This is a genomic window from Hymenobacter lapidarius, from assembly GCF_001816145.1.
Taxonomy (GTDB): domain Bacteria; phylum Bacteroidota; class Bacteroidia; order Cytophagales; family Hymenobacteraceae; genus Hymenobacter; species Hymenobacter lapidarius.
Map to the genome: position 1 here is coordinate 36588 of NZ_MDZB01000095.1, position 19686 is coordinate 56273.

Consider the following 19686-nt stretch of genomic DNA (forward strand, 5'->3'; position numbering starts at 1 on the left):
ATATGTCGCCCTCCGGGTACGACCCCGCTAGGGCTTGTGCATATACTCCGCAACTTGGGGTCAATTACGGCCGGGAGTAGTCCCCTCGCTACTGCGCGGCGGCTAGCCGCTCCATGCACGTCCGCAGGCTGGCCTGCCAGTGCGGAATAGCCACGCCTAATTCGGTTTTGGCCTTGGTCTTGTCCATCACCGAGTACATGGGCCGGGTGGCTTTGGTGGGGTACTCGGCCGTACGAATGGCCACGGTGCGCACGGGCGTTGTGCTCAGCTCAAAAATGGCCACGGCGAAATCGTACCACGACGTCAGGCCTTCGTTGCTGTAGTGGTAGAGGCCAAACTGCTGGTTTTGGGTTTCGATGATGGTGAGGATGCAGCCCGCCAAATCGATAGCGTAGGTGGGCGTGCCCACCTGGTCCCAGATAACGCGCAGCTCCTCGCGCTCGCGGCCCAGCTTCAGCATGGTTTTCACGAAGTTGTTGGCGTATTCGGAGTACAGCCAGCTGGTGCGCAGGACAAAAAACCGGTCGGTGTGGGCCTCAATCACCTGTTCGCCTTCCAGCTTGGTTAGGCCGTAGACGCTGATAGGCTCGGTGGCATCGGTTTCGAGCAGCGGCAGGTTGCCGGTGCCGGCAAATACAAAATCGGTCGAAATCTGGATGAGCACGGTGCCGTACTCGCCGCACAGGCGGGCCAGGTTTTCCACGCCGTCACGGTTGATTTTGCGGGCCAGATCCACTTCGTCTTCCGCTTTGTCCACGGCGGTGTAAGCCGCGCAGTTGATGCAGTAGGCCGGGCGGTGCTGGGCAAAAAGCGCCGCCAGCCCCTCTTTATTGAGAATATTACCCTGCGCCTCAGCCAGAAACACCAGGTTAGGCGTGCCTCTTTCCTGCGCTACGTGCGCCAGGCACTGCCCCAATTGCCCGGAGGCCCCAAAAATCAGTGTCGTACTCATTGCTAAACCTCGGATTAGACCGCAAGTTAGGCTTTAGCCACAAGCTGCAAGCCGTAAGCTTAGTTCTGTTCTATGATGCTCTACGGAAGTCCAACGTAACGCCTGCTTTAGCTTGTGGCTAAAGCATATGCTACAGGGCCTGTTTCGGCGGCGGCAGCTGCTTCTGGCCCGCCAATACTTCCTTGCCCGCAATGGCCTGCTTGTTTTTGATGGGCTCGAAACGCATCTCGCGCGGCTGCTTTTCGCTCAGGTATTTCCAGTAGCGAAGGGGCATGTGGCGGCGGTGCAGCTTTAGGTTCTTGCGCTCCGGGATGTTTACGTGGTCGAAATACGACTGCCAGAGCAGCTTAAACAGGGGCTCGCGCTCATCGAGTACCGTGGCGGAAAGGTCGGAGGCTTTCTGCGGCTTGTCGGCTTCGAAGCGCACCACGTCGGTGCGGGTCAGGTCGTAGTAGAGGCCGTAGTGGCGGCGGCTGTCGTAAATCAGCCAGCGCTGGTCGGCGTAGCGCTTGGTGAAGTGCGCGGCGATGAGCGGCAGCACGTCAAAATCGGGCTCGATGGTGGCGTGAAACAGCTCGTCGGTGGTTTTTTCGAAGCGCACGAAGGCTTCCATGCGGTGCTTCTCACGGAACATCTGCTGGGCCAGGCGCTGGATGCGGCGCACGTCGGCATTGGCGTAGTTCTCCGAAATGTCGCGGCCGGCGCGCAAGGCCAAGTCCACGTACCGAAAGATGAGCATCTCCCGCTCGGCGTCTTCGCTGAGAAACACGTGGTAGAGGCGGGCACGGGCCTCCGAATCCATCGTTTTCAGAAGCCCTTCCCACACGCGGGCGGCCAGGGCCTCGTCGGTTTCGCGGTGCGCGGACTGGGCAAACAGACCGGTCTGGGCCGTGGCCTCGGGCTGAATGCTGTTGGGGGCCGCCCGCCAGTCGTACACCGTAAAAATCACCGTGAGCAAGCCCTCAAATGTGCCGTCGTAGGTATAGTCGCGGGGTGGCGCGGTGAGTTCGGGAGCGCCAGCCCGGCGGGCAGGCGCGACACTAACAGCGGAAGGCGGGCGGCGTACAGGTCGCAAAGGCAATAAAAGTCGGGAGTAGTTAAGCGGAGCTAACCAGATTTGGTTAGGGCAAAAATTAATGTTGCCATTCTGATTTCAGCACAGACATCATGATTTTATCGTGAAATGAACCCCGCCGAAGGCAGGCCTGCCGCATACGGCCCTCCACCGTAAAACCAGCCTTAGCGTACGCCTTTAAACCGCCCGTGTTGGGTTCCGAAACAGTGAGCATAATCCGGTTGAGACCAAGCCTGGTGAAGCCGATGGCTACTACCTGCGCGGTCACTGCGGTGCCGATTCCCTGCCCCCAAAAGGCTTTTTCGCCAATCAGAATGAAGTATTCACCCGACTGATTCACGGTTGAGATACCCGACAGCCCCGCGTAGCCAATCAGCTCGTTCGTATCTGTGGTGTAGATGCCCAGGTTGAGGCTTTTCGCGTCCTGCAAGGTGGCCGCAAACCAGCTATCTATTTGCTGAAGCGTGCTCATAGTCTGGAAAACCGACATCGAAAAATCGATGACTTCTGAGTCGGCAATCCATCTGTGAAAGTGCGCAACGTCTTCCCGTTGCAAAGGGCTGAGCCTAATCATAGAGTAGTTTTCAGCAAAGGTATTTGCCTGGTATTCGCTGAAATGCTACCAGACGGGCCGCAAACTACGCCGCCTGCTGCGTTTCCGTGCTCATTTGGGCCAGGGCGCGGGCGCGGGCGTCGTCGTGCAATTGGCGCACCAGGGGCACCAGTTCGCTGATGCGGCAGCAGCAGGAGAGGCGCGTGACTTTGTCGGAGGGTGCGACGACAGGCATCGGCACGTTTTGGCGGTGGATGATTTTCATAACCGAGAATAAAATGTCGTTTTGCACACCGCCCAGGCTGCTGGTGTGCAACCGGGACCGGCTTTGCGGGAAGTGAGCGTCGTAGTTCATAGCTGCTTTAAGAGGCTTGGGCGAATAAATCCAGCTGCTGGGTGACCAGTGCCGAGCGCACCGAAGCGCCCCCGAACAAAATCTGGCGGCGCACCTGCTGCTCGCTCAGCTCGCCGATGATAGGACGGTGCTCGCCCTGGCAGGTGAGGAAGTACTTGGCGCGCTTGAGCACCACGCCCAGCTGGCGCAGGGTTTCCATGTTGAGCGAAGCGAAGCGGCGGGCAGCCACAATGCGCTTGGCCGAGCGGGCACCCACGCCGGGAATGCGCAGTATCATTTCGTACTCGGCCGTGTTCACGTCCACCGGAAATGCGTGGCGGTTGCGCAGGGCCCAGGCCAGCTTGGGGTCAATCTCCAGGTCGAGGTGCGGGTGGGCGGGGTCGAGGATTTCATCGGCCTGGAAGCCGTAGAAGCGCATCAACCAGTCGGTTTGGTACAAGCGGTGCTCCCGGATAACGGGCGGCTGCGTCACCTGTGGCAGGCGGGCGTCGTCGGTCACGGGGATGTAGCCGGAGTAGTACACGCGCTTCAAACCGTAGCCCGTGTAGAGCGAGTCGGTGAGCTTGATGATTTCCAAGTCGGTTTCGCCGCTGGCACCCACAATGAGCTGGGTGCTTTGGCCGGCCGTGGCGAAACCAGGCACTTTCTTGAACAGCGCCTTTTCTTCTTTATTCTGAATAATGCCGTCCCGAATCTGGGCCATCGGCGTCAGAATCTCGGCGTAGTTCTTCTCCGGGGCCAGCGTGGTGAGGGCCAGCTCCGAGGGCAGCTCGATGTTCACACTGAGGCGGTCGGCGTACAGGCCAGCCTCGGCAATGAGCTCCTCCGAGGCGCCGGGAATGGTTTTGACGTGGATGTAGCCGTTGAAATTGTGCTCGGTGCGCAGCTTTTTCACAATGCGCACGAGGCGCTCCATGGTGTAGTCGGGGCTGGAGAAAATGCCGGAGCTCAAAAACAGCCCTTCGATGTAGTTGCGGCGGTAGAAGTTGATGGTCAGGTCCACCACTTCGTCCACGGTGAAGGCGGCACGCTTCACGTCGTTGGAGCGGCGCGAGACGCAGTAGGCGCAGTCGAAAATGCAGTGGTTGGTAAGCAAAATCTTGAGCAGGCTCACGCAGCGGCCGTCTTCGGTGTAGCTGTGGCAGATGCCCATGCCCTCGGCATTGCCCAGGCCTTTGTTCTCGTTTTTGCGCTTGCCCCCGCTGCTGCTGCACGACGCATCGTACTTGGCGGCATCAGCTAATATGCTTAGTTTCTCTTGAATGCGCTCGTTCATGCGAAGTGGCTTGCTTTCGGGCTTAAAAGTAATAAACGGCGGCCAAATTGGCGCTATTACTTAAGCTAATTTTTTTGGTAATAGTTTCTTTTTATCAAAAAATAAGCGAGCTGCCATTTCCCGTTCTTTAGCAAAGGCAGCCTGTTCTGCACCGGCGTGGGACCGGGCCTAGTCCTGGCGGGCTGGCGGGCGCTTTGAGAGGGCGCGCATGGGCTGCAGGCTCCTTTTCGTAATTTGCAGCGTTGCGCCCCATTATGAGCTTTCGCTTTTGTATTCTGTTGGTCCTGGTGCTGCTCCGACTAGGGGTGCGGCCGGCGCAGGCGCAGGCGTTCGACCCGCGCTCGGCGGTGCCGCCCGACTCGCTGCGAGCCAGCCGGGAAATCCTGCCCCACCGGGCCGACTCCCTGCGCCAGCGCTTCGACGAGGAGCGGATGCTCAACCGGCTCAAGGCTTACTCGCGGCGCAAAACCCTGGCCGGGCGGGCCGTTTCGGCCCTGTTCAATTTCACGAAGCGCCAGGAAGAGCGCGCCGGCCTCGACGCCGTGCTGCTGGACCGGCAGTTCGACGCCCACAACTTCAAAATAGTGCGGCGCGTGAACATCCGCACCCTGGACGCCTTCGGCTACAGCCTCACCGACTCGACCAAGGCGCCGCGCTCTTTCCTGGATAAGTCGGGCAATACGTTTCACATCAAAACGGCCCGCTCGCGGGTGCGGCAGGTGCTGCTGTTCCGGCCCGGCCAGCCGCTGGAGCCCCAGGCCCTGACGGAGTCGGAACGCCTGCTGCGCCAAACGCCCGAGCTGCTGGATGCCCGCGTGCTGGTAAACGAAGCCACTACCACGCGCGACAGCGTGGACATTGATGTGCTCACCACCGACGTGTTCAGCACCACGGGCGGGTTCGAGCTGGGGTCGGCCACCGCGGGGCGCATCACTCTCGGCGACCAGAACTTTCTGGGCCTGGGCCACCAGTTGAGAAACTCCTACCGCTACGGGCGCGGCCTGAAGAGCGGCAACGACCAGGAGCCCCAGCAGTGGTCGTACGAAGGCAGCTACACGGCGCCTTTTCGGCATTTTATCTACGCCCAGGCCCGCTACCGCAACGAGTACAACTACCGCGCGGGTGGCCTCACGGTGCGCCGCGACTTCTACTCGCCCAGCGTCCGCTACGCCGGGTCCGTCAGTGTCAACACCTTCAACCAAAACGTGGCCCTGCAAGCTCCAGCGCCCGGCGAGCCCTACGTATACTACCCGCTGCGCTACTCGGTGCAGGATGCCTGGGTGGGCCGGGCCCTGCGGCTGCGCTCCTACGACCTGGGCTACGAAAACCCCGGCCGCGTCATCGTCTCGGCACGGGTGTTCAACACCAATTACCGCGCCGTGCCGCAGCCCGAGGCGGGCGTGCCCCTTCCCCCCACCGCTTTCCAAGACGGCACCACGGCGCTGGGCACGGTGGGCTACTCCGTGCGCCGCTATTATAAGGACCGGTACCTGTTCGGCTTTGGCCGCACCGAGGACGTGCCCACGGGTACGCTGCTGAGCTTCACGGCTGGCTACGAGTTCAACCGCGCAGTGCCGCGCCGCTACGTGGACGTGCGCCTGGCGGCAGCGGGCTTCAGCACGCGCAGCGGCTACCTGTACGGCGCCGTGGACCTGGGCGCTTATCAGCTACTGAACTCCTCGCGCCGCTGGGAGCAGGGCGTGCTTTCCACCGAGCTCACCTCGTTTACCAAGCTTTACAACGCGGGCAACTGGCAGTACCGGCACTTTCTGGGCAGCAAGGCCACCGTGGGACTCAACCGCCTGCCGGGCGAATTCCTGCAGGGCATCACCAACGAGCGGGGCCTGCGGGGCTTTTCGCCGGGCCAGCCCATTCAGGCCACCAGCCGCTTTGTGGTGAACTACGAAACCACGCTGTTTACGCCGCTCTCGCTGCTGGGCTTCCGGCTGGCTGGCGTGGCCTTTGCCGATGCCGCCTGGGTGAGTGAGCGCCCCCGCGGGGGCACGCCCTTCTCGGGTTCGCCTTACACCGGATTTGGCCTGGGCCTGCGGTTCCGCAACGAGTTCACGGCCCTGCGCACCTTCCAGATACTCGTGGGCTACTACCCGCGGGGCATTACCGCCGCCAACGGGATACGCCTGTTCGAAACGGCCCGCGAAACGGTGACTTTCACCGATTTTGGTCTGGGCCAGCCCGGCACGGGCCTTTACCAATGAGGTGAGGTGGTAAAATGGTGAGTTTGATGTTGTGACTGCGCCACTTGCGCAAACAGAACATCAAACCCACTATTCCACCACCTCACCTCTTACCACTTAGCGCTGGGTGTTGAAGGAGATGGGCACGGTGCAGGCCACGCGCACGGGCAGGCCGTTGACGCGGGCGGGCTGCCACGGGGGCATCAGCCACACGAGGCGCAGGGCTTCGTCGTTCAGGCCGTTGCCAGGGCCGCTCACCACGTGGGCATCCTGTACTTTGCCTTCGGCGTTCAGCACGAAATTGACGAAAACGCGGCCGGAGATGTTGCGCTGCAAGGCCTGCTTCGGATAGCGAATGGATTTGCTCAGATACGCGGCAAAGGCTTTGTCGCCGCCCGTGAACTGGGGCCGAACCTCCGGGTTGATGTACACCGAATCGGGATAAACCAGTGGCCTGGCTGGTATCGACGTGCGCGGCGTAGCTGGCGTTGCCTGTTCGCTGCCGGCTTGCGCCAGGGTCTGGCTGTGAGCAGTGGCCCCGGTGAAGAGGGCGAAAGCCAGCACGGCTTGATAGCGTAAGGATTTAAGCACGGCAGTAGAGGATTACGTGAACGAATCAGGAGTAAACAAGCGGAAGACGCTGAAATTTAATAACGAGTATATCCGCTTAACGGATTTATACAAATTGTCTTTTCGATGGAATAGCCAAATAAGAAGACAGAATAGACTAATAGCACCATGAAAGCACCTTTTAGCCCGTTTGGCACTGGTGATGATGCAATATATAGGGCAGAAACGCATTTTGCAACATTATGTTTTTGTTGCTTTTGCACTTAGGCTGTTCTTTTGCCTACTGATTTTTTGTATTATTTATTGCATAATAACAATGTTATACAGAAACACGCTGCTCAAATGAATGTGACTGCTATCTTTACAATCGTTAATCGACGATAAACGAAACATACTGCCATGGCCTTGCACAAACGCGACCAGTTTACCACCAGCGAGCAGCAGCTGGCCGTCATCGCCAAAGCCCTGGGGCACCCGGCGCGCATAGCCATTCTGCAGTTGCTGGCGCAGCGGCAGTCCTGCGTGTGCGGCGAGCTGGTGACGGAGCTGCCCATTGCCCAAAGCACCGTGTCGCAGCACCTGAAGGAGTTGAAAACCGCCGGGCTGGTGCAGGGCGAAGTAGACGGCCCGCGGGTGTGCTACTGCATTGACCGGGCCGGCTGGGCCCGCGCCCGCCACCTGCTGAGCGGCCTGCTAGTCGAATTGCCCGCCCCCACTGCTGCTTGCGCCTGCTGAATACTCCCTTTAAAACCCGGAAACCATGAAAATATCTGAGATGAAGCAATCCCTGGCGGGACTCACGGCCATTAACTTCAAGCTGCCCGATGGCCGCTACCTGCCGGCCCATTTCCACGTGACGGAAGTGGGGCTGGTGACGAAGCATTTTGTTGATTGCGGCGGGGTGGAGCGCCGCGAAACCGTGGCCAACTTCCAACTGTGGGAAGCCGGCGACTACGACCACCGGCTCGCGCCCGAGAAATTCCTGCACATCCTCAACCTGTCGGATAAAATACTGGGCCGCGAGGACCTGGACATTGAGGTAGAGTACCAGCAGGCCACCATCGGCAAGTTTGGCCTGACCTTCGATGGCCAGGATTTCAGCCTGACCGCCAAACAAACGGCCTGCCTGGCGCAGGACGCCTGCGGCATCCCAAGCGCCTTCGCGGTGCTGCCCCAGCTGCAGGTGGCGTGCACGCCCGGTGGTGGCTGCTGCTAAGCTGCGTTAGGGCCAGCTGCGCGGCGTGTGGCGCGACACCCTGTTGCTGGAGCGCGACGGTGGGCGTAGTGCTGCCACGGCCGCAGTCTCGTCCTCGTTCAAATCCTAAATACTCTTTCCTTTGTCAACGATTAATCCCCCGGCCTCACGGCCCGCGCCGGTCCCCACGGTTCTGGCGCAAAAGAAGCTGTCGGGCCTCGACCGCGGCCTTACCCTGTGGATATTCCTGGCCATGGCGCTGGGCGTGGGCCTGGGCTATTTCATCCCCGGCGTCGAGCGGGCGGTGAACTACTTTTCGGTGGGCACCGTGAACGTACCCCTGGCCCTGGGCCTCATCCTGATGATGTACCCGCCGCTGGCCAAGGTGAAGTACGAGCAGCTGCCGCGGGTTTTCAAGAACACGCGCATCATTGGGTTATCGCTCTTTCTCAACTGGATAGTGGGGCCGCTGCTGATGTTTTTCCTGGCCATCTGGCTGCTGCCCGACAAGCCGGAGTACATGATGGGGCTGATTCTCATTGGCATTGCCCGCTGCATTGCCATGGTGCTGGTGTGGAACGACCTAGCCGACGGCAGCCGGGAGTACGCCGCCGGCCTGGTGGCGCTGAACTCCATTTTCCAGGTGCTTTTCTACAGTGTGCTGGCCTGGCTGTTCATCAGCGTGCTGCCGCCGTACTTTGGGCTGAAAGGCTACGCGGTGAACATCGGCATTGGGGCCATTGCGCAGAGCGTGCTGGTGTACCTGGGCATTCCGTTCGCGGCCGGGTTTCTGTCGCGGCTGGTGCTGCGGCGGCTGAAGGGCGATGCCTGGTACGAAGGGGTATTCCTGCCCGCCATCGGTCCGGTTACGCTGGTTGCCCTGCTGCTCACCATCGTGGTGATGTTCAGCCTAAAAGGGGAGCTCATTGTGCGCATCCCGCTGGATGTGCTGCGCATTGCGCTGCCACTGGCGCTGTATTTCGGCCTTATGTTTTTCATCAGTTTCGCCGCTGGCAAATGGCTGGGGGCCGATTACGCCGAGAATGCCTCCATTGCTTTCACGGCCACCGGCAACAACTTTGAGCTGGCCATTGCCGTGGCCATCGGCGTGTTTGGGCTGAACTCGGGGCAGGCCTTTGCCGGCGTCATCGGCCCGCTGATTGAGGTGCCGGCCCTGATTGCGCTGGTGAACGTGGCGTTCTGGCTGCGGCGGCGCTGGTACGGCGGGCGCAGCGTGGCGCAGCCGGCATAATCGGGTTTGCCCCTGCCTTTTCCCTACACCTCGCTCCATTCCTGTCAATCCTCTTTTTTTACTTCATGCCCGACCCCAAAAACGTGCTGGTGCTCTGCACCGGCAACTCCTGCCGCAGCCAGCTGATGCACGGCTACCTGACCCAATTGCTGGGCGATAAAGCCGTCGTGTACAGCGCCGGCATCGAAACGCACGGCGTCAACCCCAACGCCGTGGCCGTGATGCAGGAAGACGGCGTAGACATTGCGCACCACACCAGCAACCACGTAGACGAGTACGCCGCCGTGCCGTTCGACTACGTCATGACGGTGTGCGACAATGCCCGCGAGGCCTGCCCGGTGTTCCCGTCCAGCGCCACGCAGCTGCACCACAACTTCCCCGACCCCGCCAAGGCCACCGGCACCGAGGCCGAAATCATGGCGCAGTTCCGGGTCGTGCGCGACCAGGTGAAGGCTTACGCCCAGAATTTCCAGCGCCAGTATTTTAGCTAAAGCCACCTGCTAAACCATGGAGGTTTTCACCACCGATGTGCTGGTTATTGGGGCCGGGCAAAGCGGGCTGGCCGTGGGCTATTATCTGCGGCGGTCGGGGCGGGCCTTTGCCATGCTGGATGCCGCCGCCGGGCCCGGCGCGCGTGGCCGCACGCCTGGGATTCGCTGCGGCTTTTCTCGCCGGCCGATGCTAGTTCCCTGCCCGGCTGGCTCATGTCCCGTCCCACCGATGATGGCTATCCCACCCGGCAGCAGGTAATGGACTACCTCACCGAGTACGAGCGCCGCTACGCGCTGCCCGTGCAGCGGCCGGTGCAGGTGCAGCAGGTGGCGGCCACGCCGGCCGGCTTCGTGGTCACCACCTCCACCGGCCAGTGGACATGCCGGGCCCTTGTCTGCGCCACGGGCTCCTGGACGCGGCCTTTTATCCCGGACTATCCCGGCCGGGCGGCATTTGCGGGCCGGCAGGTGCATTCCGGTGCCTACACCAGCCCCGAGCCCTTCGTGGGCCAGCGCGTGCTGATTGTGGGTGGGGGCAATTCCGGCGCGCAGGTGCTGGCCGAGGTATCGCAGGTGGCCGAAACGGTCTGGGTCACGGAGCGGGAGCCGCGCTTTCTGCCCGATGACGTGGACGGCCGGGTGCTCTTCACGCAGGCCACGCAGCGCTACCACGCGGGCGAAACCACCACCCGGCCGCCCACCCTCGGCGATGTGGTGATGGTGGAAGCCGTGCAAGCAGCCCGCGCCCGCGGCGTGCTCCACAGCGTGCGGCCGTTTGCCCGATTTACCCCTACCGGCGTGGTCTGGCCCGACGGCCGCGCCGAAGATTTTGATGCCATGATTTGGTGCACGGGTTTCCGGCCGGCGCTGTCTTTTCTGGAGAATCTGGGCGTGGTGAGATTAGACGGCCGCGTGGCTACCGCGGGCACCCGCGCCACCGCTGCGGCGGGTTTGTGGCTGGTGGGCTACGGCAGCTGGACGGGCTTTGCCTCCGCCACGCTCATCGGCGTGGGGCGCTCGGCCCGCGCCACGGTGGAAGAGGTAAAGGCTTTTTTGGCGGAGGAGCCGTTGGGGTAGGTTCGCGGCCACGGGGCAGTGGCCGGGTGGCCGTTGCCGGCGAATGCTCCAATTTGCTGAAGCTTGCCCGCGCAGAACTAAAGCGTACGTGGGATTCCCGGTTCCGGGCCGACCTTTGCCCTCCACCTTCTTTACCCTTACCCGATGGCCAGCCTCCTCCTCGGCGATTACAACGACCTCGAAGTAGCCCGCGAAACCAGCGTCGGCCTGTACCTCACTTCCGACGACGGCGACCTGCTGCTGCCCAATAAGTACGTGGAGCCCGGCACCCGCGTGGGCGATGTGCTGCGCGTGTTTGTGTACCGCGACTCCGAAGACCGGCTCATCGCCACCAACCTGCGGCCGCTGGCGCTGGTCAATTCCTTTGCCGCCCTCACCGTGCGCGACCACGGGCCGGCCGGCGCGTTCCTTGACTGGGGCCTCGAAAAAGACTTGCTCCTGCCCTACCGCAACCAGCGCCGCGACCTGCGCATCGGCGAGCGGGTGTTTGTGTACGTGTACCTCGACGAGGAGAGCGACCGGCTGGTGGCTTCCACCAAATGGAAGCAGTTCCTTGGCAACTCCCCCTTCCCCGGCGAGCCCGGCGACGCCGTGCGCCTGCTCGTGGCCGACGAAACCGAGCTGGGTTACCCTGTCATCGTGAACGGCACGCACCAAGGGCTGCTGTTTCACAACGAAGTGTTCCGGCCCCTGCGCGTAGGCGAGCAGCTGCCCGGTTTCCTGCGCCTGGTGCGCGAAGACGGCAAGCTCGACGTGCGCCTGCAACGCGACGGCTACGGTGAGGTAGAATCGGCCACGGACACCCTCCTGAAAGCCATTCAGGCCGCCCCCGGCGGCCGCCTGCCCCTCGGCGACAAAAGCCTGGCCGAAGACGTGTACCGCCGCGTGGGCATGAGCAAAAAGGTGTTCAAGAAGGCCCTTGGCGCGCTGTTCCGGCAGGGCCTGGTGGTGCTGGAGCCGGAAGCCACGGTGCTAAAGTAGCATGGTAAAGCTCCCCTCCTTAACAAGGAGGGGATGTTCGCGCGTCAGCGCGAACGGGGGTGGTTGTGCCGTTGAACGAAGCAGCCCATACTTCTGCAGATGCTGGTTGGGCCAGCTATGTCAACCCTGAGCTTGAATCGTCGTTCTTAGCAAGTCGTTCTTTTTACATCTTTCAACGCCCACAACCACCCCCGTCCGAGCCCTTGGCTCGAACATCCCCTCCTTAGTAATGAGGGGAGTTTATCGTTCTATATCCCCTTTTCCATGCGCAAAACAGCTTTACTCGCCGGGGCCACAGGCCTTATTGGTTCGCACTTGTTGCCGTTGCTGCTCGAATCGGAACGGTACGCCAAGGTGATAGTGGTGGGCCGAAAGGCGGTGCCGACGGTACACCCCAAGCTCACGCAGGTGGTCACGGACCTTGATAAGCTGGAAGATGTCCGCCTGCAGCTAATTGCCGACGACGTATTTTGCTGCCTGGGCACCACCATGAAACAGGCCGGCTCGAAGGAAGCTTTTTACCGGGTTGATTACCTCTTCGTGGTGAAGGTGGCGGCCCTCACAGCCGGCAACTTCGCTTCGCAGTTCATGGTAGTTTCCAGCCTGGGGGCCGATGCCGAATCGGGGGTGTACTACAGCAAGGTGAAAGGCGAAATGGAGGCCGCCGTACGGCAATTGCCGTTCCGGGCCGTTCATATTTTCCGGCCTTCGCTGCTACTGGGCGACCGGCCCCAGCCCCGGCTCGGGGAGCGCATTGGGGCGGCTGTGCTGGGCGTGTTGAAGCCGCTCATGCGCGGCCCGCTCGAAAAGTACCGGCCCGTGACGGGAGCTACCGTGGCCGCGGCCATGCTGCGGGCAGCCGGGGAGGATGGCGGCGGCGTCTGCATCCACTTATCCGATGAAATTGCGGCGGGTTAGGTAGGCCCGGCCAGAGTTCAGCGCTGGTCGCTTAATTTTGTCCAACTTTTAGCCTCACCTATTTCGTCGTTACATGAAACGCATACCGTTTATTCTTTTTATCATCCTGCTTGCCCTGCCAGGTTTCACAGCCAGCGCCCAATCCAAAAAAGGCGGCGGCGGCAGCTCAGGGCACAATACCGGCATCGGCCTGCGCGGTGGCGGATACTCTTCGGGCCTTACCGTCAAACACTTTGTGGGCAGCGGCAAGGGCGTGGCCATCGAAGGCCTGCTCACGACAGAGTACAAAGCCCGCGGCATCCGGCTCACTGTGCTCGGCGAGAAGCACCACGGCGTGGCCGACGTGAAAGGCCTGCAGTTTTACTACGGCGCCGGCTTCCACGCCGGGTCGTACCAGGGCCGCTACTACTTCGCCGACGAGCGCTACTACTACAAAGGCCGCAAGGGCGACAGGTATTTGGTGCGCGAATACCGCGCCGACGAGGAAACCTACGTCGCCTTCGGGGCCGACCTTATTCTGGGCCTGGAGTACAAGCTGACCGACCTGCCGTTTGTGGTGGCCGTGGACTACAAGCCGTTCTTCGACGTCTTTAATGGCTACACCGGTTTCTACAACGACGCCGCCGTGAGCCTGCGCTTCACCTTTTAAGGAAGGTTAACTTTTCGTGCGGGCTTTTTTGAGAAGCACCGACAGCCCAAAGCCTCGTCAGTTACTGACGGGGCTTTTTCGTGGACAGGGCATTTTATATTTATTGCCCAACCCAATTAATCCAATCCATTTGTCTTCCTTCGCCGGCTCAGAACGCCAATTACTTTACGCGTCTGAAAATCCCGTCCCAATTCCACCTTTTTCTGCATGAACCCCTCGCCCAACTTGTTCTACGGACTCTGCATTGCACTTCCGGCCGTGGCGACGGCGGTGGCGCTCGTAGTGGGCGGCCGGCTGCGCCGCCTGTACGTGGTGGGCTGCCGCCTGCTGCTGGGGGCCCTCATGCTGGGCGGCGGCCTTTATAAGCTGTCCGACAACCACCTTCCCGGCCTGATGGGCCCGCCCATGGACCATGCCTTTCTGGCCAAAAACGGGCTGGAGATTTTCGGGCAGTTCATTGGTATGGCGCAGCTGCTTATTGGCCTGTTGCTACTTTCCGGCCGGTTTGCGCTGTTCGGGGCGGTACTGCTGGTGCCCATGTGGCTCAACATCATTTTCCTCACCTGGTCGCAGCACTGGGCCGGGACGCCCTTTCTTACCACTGGCTTTCTGGTGCTAACCATCGGCTTGCTGCTGCACGACTACCCGCGTTTGAAGTGGCTGCTCTACCCGCCCGCCGACCCGGCCGCTCTGCTGGCCCAGCGCCTGGCCACTGCCCCGCTGCCGGTGGAGCTGCTGTGGTGGCTGGGCGCGGCCGTGGTCATCGGCGGCGGCCTGCTCTACTCTATTTCCTTGCGCGCAATGACCAGCACCATGCTCCTGGGTGCGGCCCTGCTGCTTGGGGCCACGGTTTGGCACTACTATCTGAGGCGTCAAGGGTGGTTGCGGTAGCCCTGGCCTCAAAAGCTATGGTGCTGTTTGGTTTGAGGACGCAATAGTTGGTGTTTTGTTATTGAACGAGGATGCACGAACGATTCACAGAGGCGCACGGAGACGCCAACTATTGCGTCTCTACCTAGCATTGCTGAACAATAACAACTACTCAGTTTTGGGCGCCTAGTCGTTCGGCTAGCTCCTCTACCCGGCGTTCCAGCTCGGCCACTCGTTCGTCGAGCAGGGCGGGGGCCCGTAGGTGGGTGGTGAACACGCCCTTCACTTCCCAGATTTCCAGGGCCTGCGTCAGCTCCAGGTCCTGGCTGCTGTAGTCGGGGTTATCGGGGCGCAGCTTGAGGGTGAGGCCGTCGGGCAGGCGCGCGGCGAGGCGGCGAATGAGGATTTTGCCTGGGGTGACGAAGACGTAGACGCGGCCATTGTGCAGGCTGGGCCGGGCTTTGTCGATGCGGCCGCACAGCACGATGTCCTGGTGGCGCAGGCCCTGGCGATGCAGCAGCATGTCGGCCCCCGACACCTCGAAGGCGCGCGTGGGGCCGGTGAGCTGGTGGGGCAACTGGAGGCCAGGTAGCAAGTCGATGAAAGCGGGGTCGTGGTGGCGCACGATGTATTCCAGGACCCGGTTGCGGTGCACCAGCGGGGTCACTTGCGGCTGGCGGTCGGCTTCGGCCAACTCTTCGGCAGCGGACGCGGACGGCTGCAACTGCTCCTTGAAAATATCGAAATGGTACAGCTCGTTTACCGTCAGTTCTTTCGTAAGTAGCAGGTCAACTGACAAGCCAAAATGCTGAGCAATTTGAATCAGCGTTTCCATTTTTGGTTCGGAACGTCCCTCCTCGTAGGCGCCCACGCTGGGCCGGGCCAGTCCAAACAATTCGGCAAAAGCCGCCTGGCTCAGCTTCTTAACTGTACGAAGCTTGCGAATATTCTTTCCGACGTACGACATGTTACCTTAAAATTATTTCGCTCAAACTTTGAGCATATTCAAAACTTTGTGTATTATTGTATCGTAAATCTACCACCAACCCGGCGAAGCTCCTCGCATTGCCGCTACTTTTTTGAGCACCTGGCTTTTCTCACCTTTTCCTGCACATGACCAACTCCTACTTCGCTACCATCCACGGCTACCTGCTGGACCTGGGCTTCGATATCTGCCACGCCGACGAACAGGAAGGCGTGTTTGTGGTCGACAAGCCGGAGCTGGCCATTAAGAACCTCGTCATCGGCTGCGGCGACCCGCTGCTGATACTGGAGCAATACCTGCTCGACCTGCCCGCTCCCTCGCTGGACGTGTACCAGCGCCTGCTGCAAAAGAACCGCGACATCATCCACGGTGCCTTCGCCCTCAACGAAACCGGCCGCAAGCTCATCTTCCGCGACACGCTGCAAATAGAAGCCCTGAGCCTGGCCGAGCTCGATGCCAGCATTAATTCCTTGGGCCTGCTGCTCAGCGAGTTTTCGGATGAGTTGATTCAGTTTTCCAAGCCCCTCACCGCCTAAATCCACCAGCCATGAATATCCTCAATCGTCTTTTCAAAATCGGCCAGTCGGAAGCCCACGCCGCCGTCAACCAGTTCGAAGACCCCATTAAAATGACCGAGCAGGGCCTGCGCGACCTGCGCCAGGACCTCGACAAAAGCCTGCACGGCTTGGCCGAAGTGAGGGCCATGGCCATCCGGGCCCGCAACGAAGGCGAGAGCTTTCGCACCAAGGCCGCCGACTACGAGAGCAAGGCCGTGCTCCTGCTCCAGCGCGCCCACAAAGGCGACTTGAACGCCACCGAAGCCGACCGGCTGGCCGGCGAAGCCCTGCTGAAAAAGGCCGAAAACGACGCCCAGGCCGCCCGCGCCGCCACCGACCAAACCAAGTTTGAGCACTCGGCCGCCCAGATGGACCAGAATGTGAGCACGCTCAAATCGACCATCAGCCAGTGGGAAAACGAGCTCCGGACCCTGAAAGCCCGCGTGACGGTGAGCACCGCCACCATCACCATCAACAAGCAACTGGCCCAGCTCGACTCTTCGGGCACGGTGAGCTTGCTGGAGCGCATGAAGGAAAAAATTGCCGTGCAGGAAGCCTTAGCCGAATCGTACGGCGAAGTTGCCCAAGCCACCAAGAGCATCGACGCCGAAATCGACAAGGCTCTGGGGGCGAGCGGAGCCGGCAAAGCCAGCGAAGAACTCAAGGCCCTCAAAGCCAAGCTCGGCTACGCCGAATAGCCTCAAAAAGGCCGGGCTGGCTCTGGAATCATTCTAATACGCCTACCTTTCAGCTGCCCGACCAATGCCCATGACCGAACTTTTACAAGCCGCCATTTCCCCGCCTAATCTGCTGCCCACGGGTCTGCTGGTTTTCGTGTTGCTGTACTGGCTCACGGTGCTGCTGGGGCTGCTGGACATGAAAACCGTGGACCTGAGCATTGAGGACCACGGCCACTTGCACTTCGACAGCGACGGCGCCCACGAAGGCATGGGCACCGGCTGGCTCAACGGCGCGCTGGCCTTCTTTAATCTTGGCCGCATTCCGCTGATGATTTTCCTCAGCTTCGTGTTTCTGCCGCTCTGGGCCGGCAGCATTCTGGTCAATTACTACACCGGCAACACGTCGCTACTATTGGGGCTGGCGTTTTTCCTGCCCCTGTTCATCGGCAGCCTTTTTGTGGCCAAATTCCTCACGCTGCCCTTCGTAAAGCTGTTTACGGCGATGGAAAAGGACCACGACGGCGGCGCGGTCGTCATCGGCAAGGTGTGCACCGTGCTGCTCCCCGCCACAACCGAACGCCTGGGCCAGGCCGCGGTGCACATTGACGGCGCCCCGCTCATGCTGAACGTACGGAGCACCGGCGAGCCGCTGGGCAAGGGCGAAAAAGCGCTGGTAATCGACTTTGACGCGGCCCGGAAATGCTATTTGATTGAGCCTTACAGTACTTTTTAACTCCTGGTCCCGCAGACCTCAGAACATCCTTCGAAATCAAATCAAACCCTTTCATATTCCTACATCCCTACTCGCATGTTAGCTTCCCTTTCCTGGGCAGTCCTGATTATCATCGGTCTGTTTCTACTTGGTTTCCTGGCGGTTGTGGCCCGGATGTATAAAAAAGCCGTGCAAGGCGAAGCCTTATTGCGCACTGGCATGGGCGACGCCAAAGTGTCGTTTTCCGGCATCATCGTAGTGCCTATCCTCCACATGCTGGAGGTGATGGACATCAAGCTGAAAACCATTGTTATTTCCCGGGCCGGGGCCGAAGGCTTGGTGTGTAAGGACAACATGCGCGCCGACGTGAAGGTCAACTTCTTTATTCGGGTGAACAAGACCCACGAGGACGTGGTGAACGTGGCCCAGAGCATCGGCGCCCACCGCGCCTCCGACCCCGTAGCGCTGGAAGGCCTATTCGACGCCAAGTTTTCGGAAGCTCTGAAAACCGTGGGCAAGCACTTCGATTTCATTGAGCTCTACAACTCCCGCGAGCAGTTCAAGCAGGAAATCCTGCGCATCATCGGCACCGATTTGAACGGCTACGTGCTCGACGACTGCGCCATCGATTACCTGGAGCAAACCCCGCTGCACGCCCTCAACCAGGATAATATTCTGGATGCGGAAGGCATCAAGAAAATCATTGCCCTGACGTCGGAGCAGAAAATCCAGTCCAACCAGCTGCAGCGCGACCAGCAGAAAACCATCAAGAAGCAGGACGTGGAGGCGCAGGAAACCATCCTGCAGCTCGAAAAGCAGCTGGCCGAAACCCAGGAAAAACAGTACCGCGAAATTGCCAACATCAAGTCGCGCGAGGCCGCCGAAACCGAGAAGGTGCGCCAGGAAGAACGCCAGAAAAGCGAGAAAGCCCGCATTATGGCCGACGAGGAAATCAAGGTTTCGGAGCAGAACCGCGACCGTCAAATTCTGGTGGCCGAGCGCAACAAGCAGCGCACCGACGCCATCGAAACCGAGCGCGTGGAGCAGGCCCGCGCCCTGGAAGTGAACGAGCGGGAGCGCATCGTAGCCCTGGCTCAGATTGAGAAGGAAAAGGCGCTGGAAGAAGAGCGCAAGAACATTCAGGGCATTATCCGCGAGCGGATTACGGTGGAAAAAGCCACGGTAATTGAGGAAGAGCGAATCAAGGATACCCGCGCCCAGGCCCAGGCCGACCGCGAAAAGATGGTGGCCGTGACCAAGGCCCGCCAGGAAACGGAACAGAACACCATTACGCTGGTGGGCAACGCCGACATGGAGAAGCAGGCCGCCGAATTCCGGGCCAAGCAGTCGCTGATTGACGCCGAGGCCGAGAAAGCGTCAGCTGAGCACCGCTCACAGGCCATTCGCATTCTGGCCGAAGCGGAGGCCAGCAAAGCCAGCGCCGTGGGCCTGGCCGAAGCCCAGGTGATGCAAGCCAAAGCCGCCGCCCGCCAGAAGGAAGGCGAGTCGGAGGCCAACGTGATGCAGCTCACCGCCACTGCCGAAGCGCAGTCCATTCAGGTACGCGCCACAGCCCAGGCCGAAGCCGACGAAAAGCTGGGCGTGGTAGCCGCCAAGGTGAACCTGGAAAAAGGCCTGGCCGAAGCCAGCGTCATCGAAGCCAAAGCCGATGCTGACCAGAAGAAAGGGTTGGCCGAAGTAACTGTGAACGAGCAGCGCTTTGCGGTGGAAGCCAAGGGCATCGAAGCCAAGGCCGACGCCATGAAGAAGCTCGACGGCGTGGGCAAAGACCACGAAGAATTCAAGCTGCGACTCGACAAGGACAAGGCCGTGGAACTGGCCCAAATCAACATCCAAAAGGACATTGCCAGCGCCCAGGCCGGCGTTATTTCGGAAGCACTGAAGTCGGCCAAAATCGACATCGTGGGCGGCGAAACCATGTTCTTCGACCAGATTATCGGCGCCATTACCAAAGGCAAAATGATAGACCGCGCCGTGCACAACTCCGAAGTGCTGGGCACGGTGAAAGACGCCTTCTTCGGCCACGAGGGTAACGGCGGCGACTTCAAAACCAACCTGCGCCGCTTCGTGGACCAGTTTGGGCTGAGCTCCGACGACATGAAGACCCTGAGCATTTCGGCCCTGCTGCTGCAAATGATGAACAAGGCCGGCGATGACACCACGCGCAGCACCATTGCGCAGCTCACGAGCACGGCGGCGGCGCTGGGGATTGGGGATAAGCCGGTGAAGACGTTGCAGCTGTAGGACCCCATCCCCCGGCCCCTTCCCCTCCGGGGGAAGGGGAGCCACGGCGGCGCTAGGGGCTGTGATATATGGTGTCAT

General features: G+C 60.7%; 22 protein-coding genes. 15 read left to right on the forward strand and 7 right to left on the reverse strand.

The features are described 5' to 3' along the window. Window positions 1-88: 88 nt before the first annotated feature. From rfbD to BEN47_RS07610, 5 genes are all read right to left on the reverse strand, one after another. Complete coding sequence (gene rfbD, locus BEN47_RS07590; RefSeq protein ID WP_070726860.1) at window positions 89-952, reverse strand: dTDP-4-dehydrorhamnose reductase; 864 nt, start codon at window positions 950-952, stop codon at window positions 89-91. A 130-nt stretch (window positions 953-1082) separates the two neighbouring features. Beyond that, window positions 1083-2027, reverse strand: coding sequence for a TIGR03915 family putative DNA repair protein (locus BEN47_RS07595; protein ID WP_193427134.1), 945 nt, complete (start codon window positions 2025-2027; stop codon window positions 1083-1085). Between the two features lie 58 nt (window positions 2028-2085). Continuing rightward, on the reverse strand, window positions 2086-2601 hold the full coding sequence (locus tag BEN47_RS07600) for a GNAT family N-acetyltransferase (protein ID WP_070726863.1): 516 nt from the start codon (window positions 2599-2601) through the stop codon (window positions 2086-2088). A gap of 64 nt (window positions 2602-2665) precedes the next feature. Then, a complete protein-coding gene (locus BEN47_RS07605) occupies window positions 2666-2935 on the reverse strand; it encodes a hypothetical protein (protein ID WP_070726866.1) in 270 nt (89 codons plus the stop codon). A 7-nt stretch (window positions 2936-2942) separates the two neighbouring features. Then, window positions 2943-4211, reverse strand: a complete 1269-nt coding sequence (locus BEN47_RS07610) for a putative DNA modification/repair radical SAM protein (protein ID WP_070726868.1) — start codon at window positions 4209-4211, stop codon at window positions 2943-2945. 254 nt (window positions 4212-4465) lie between these two features. Here BEN47_RS07610 and BEN47_RS07615 point away from each other — a divergent pair, with 254 nt between their 5' ends. Next, on the forward strand, window positions 4466-6427 hold the full coding sequence (locus tag BEN47_RS07615; RefSeq protein ID WP_125921566.1) for a BamA/TamA family outer membrane protein: 1962 nt from the start codon (window positions 4466-4468) through the stop codon (window positions 6425-6427). Window positions 6428-6523: 96 nt separating this feature from the next. Here the strand turns inward: BEN47_RS07615 and BEN47_RS07620 are convergent, their stop codons facing one another. Beyond that, window positions 6524-6997: an energy transducer TonB gene (locus BEN47_RS07620; RefSeq protein WP_070726869.1), complete on the reverse strand. Its 474-nt coding sequence runs from the start codon at window positions 6995-6997 to the stop codon at window positions 6524-6526. Window positions 6998-7375: 378 nt separating this feature from the next. Between BEN47_RS07620 and BEN47_RS07625 the strand changes: the two genes are divergently transcribed. From BEN47_RS07625 to BEN47_RS07665, 10 genes are all read left to right on the forward strand, one after another. Further along, on the forward strand, window positions 7376-7711 hold the full coding sequence (locus BEN47_RS07625; RefSeq protein ID WP_070726871.1) for an ArsR/SmtB family transcription factor: 336 nt from the start codon (window positions 7376-7378) through the stop codon (window positions 7709-7711). A 25-nt stretch (window positions 7712-7736) separates the two neighbouring features. Next, complete coding sequence (locus tag BEN47_RS07630; RefSeq protein WP_070726873.1) at window positions 7737-8192, forward strand: DUF6428 family protein; 456 nt, start codon at window positions 7737-7739, stop codon at window positions 8190-8192. A 121-nt stretch (window positions 8193-8313) separates the two neighbouring features. Beyond that, window positions 8314-9423, forward strand: a complete 1110-nt coding sequence (gene arsB / locus BEN47_RS07635; RefSeq protein ID WP_317039484.1) for an ACR3 family arsenite efflux transporter — start codon at window positions 8314-8316, stop codon at window positions 9421-9423. 65 nt (window positions 9424-9488) lie between these two features. Next, window positions 9489-9914, forward strand: coding sequence for an arsenate reductase ArsC (locus BEN47_RS07640; RefSeq protein WP_070726875.1), 426 nt, complete (start codon window positions 9489-9491; stop codon window positions 9912-9914). 16 nt (window positions 9915-9930) lie between these two features. Next, on the forward strand, window positions 9931-10173 hold the full coding sequence (locus tag BEN47_RS22625) for an NAD(P)-binding protein (RefSeq protein WP_317039485.1): 243 nt from the start codon (window positions 9931-9933) through the stop codon (window positions 10171-10173). Beyond that, on the forward strand, window positions 10113-10991 hold the full coding sequence (locus tag BEN47_RS07645) for an NAD(P)-binding domain-containing protein (RefSeq protein ID WP_317039486.1): 879 nt from the start codon (window positions 10113-10115) through the stop codon (window positions 10989-10991). The genes BEN47_RS22625 and BEN47_RS07645 overlap by 61 nt, the downstream gene beginning before the upstream one ends. Before the next feature lie 144 nt (window positions 10992-11135). After that, on the forward strand, window positions 11136-11972 hold the full coding sequence (locus BEN47_RS07650; protein WP_070726878.1) for a CvfB family protein: 837 nt from the start codon (window positions 11136-11138) through the stop codon (window positions 11970-11972). A 264-nt stretch (window positions 11973-12236) separates the two neighbouring features. Next, window positions 12237-12890 carry an NAD(P)H-binding protein gene (locus tag BEN47_RS07655; protein ID WP_070726880.1) on the forward strand — a complete coding sequence of 218 codons (654 nt, stop codon included), beginning with the start codon at window positions 12237-12239 and terminating at the stop codon, window positions 12888-12890. Window positions 12891-12963: 73 nt separating this feature from the next. Next, window positions 12964-13539 (forward strand): hypothetical protein, encoded by a 576-nt coding sequence (locus BEN47_RS07660; protein WP_070726882.1) that lies wholly within the window; start codon window positions 12964-12966, stop codon window positions 13537-13539. Between the two features lie 207 nt (window positions 13540-13746). Then, a complete protein-coding gene (locus tag BEN47_RS07665) occupies window positions 13747-14430 on the forward strand; it encodes a DoxX family membrane protein (protein WP_070726884.1) in 684 nt (227 codons plus the stop codon). A 151-nt stretch (window positions 14431-14581) separates the two neighbouring features. On the opposite strand, the gene BEN47_RS21765 is transcribed toward BEN47_RS07665, so the two are convergent. Then, window positions 14582-15376, reverse strand: coding sequence for an XRE family transcriptional regulator (locus BEN47_RS21765; RefSeq protein WP_070726887.1), 795 nt, complete (start codon window positions 15374-15376; stop codon window positions 14582-14584). 146 nt (window positions 15377-15522) lie between these two features. On the opposite strand from BEN47_RS21765, the gene BEN47_RS07675 reads away from it, so the two are divergent. The 4 genes from BEN47_RS07675 to BEN47_RS07690 all read left to right on the forward strand — a co-directional run bounded on the left by BEN47_RS07675 (window position 15523) and on the right by BEN47_RS07690 (window position 19608). Beyond that, window positions 15523-15930, forward strand: a complete 408-nt coding sequence (locus BEN47_RS07675) for a YbjN domain-containing protein (protein ID WP_070726889.1) — start codon at window positions 15523-15525, stop codon at window positions 15928-15930. A gap of 11 nt (window positions 15931-15941) precedes the next feature. After that, complete coding sequence (locus tag BEN47_RS07680) at window positions 15942-16649, forward strand: PspA/IM30 family protein (protein WP_070726891.1); 708 nt, start codon at window positions 15942-15944, stop codon at window positions 16647-16649. Between the two features lie 70 nt (window positions 16650-16719). Continuing rightward, window positions 16720-17364: a hypothetical protein gene (locus BEN47_RS07685; protein ID WP_125921567.1), complete on the forward strand. Its 645-nt coding sequence runs from the start codon at window positions 16720-16722 to the stop codon at window positions 17362-17364. A gap of 75 nt (window positions 17365-17439) precedes the next feature. Continuing rightward, window positions 17440-19608 (forward strand): flotillin family protein, encoded by a 2169-nt coding sequence (locus BEN47_RS07690; RefSeq protein ID WP_070726896.1) that lies wholly within the window; start codon window positions 17440-17442, stop codon window positions 19606-19608. The last annotated feature ends 78 nt before the right edge of the window (window positions 19609-19686 follow it).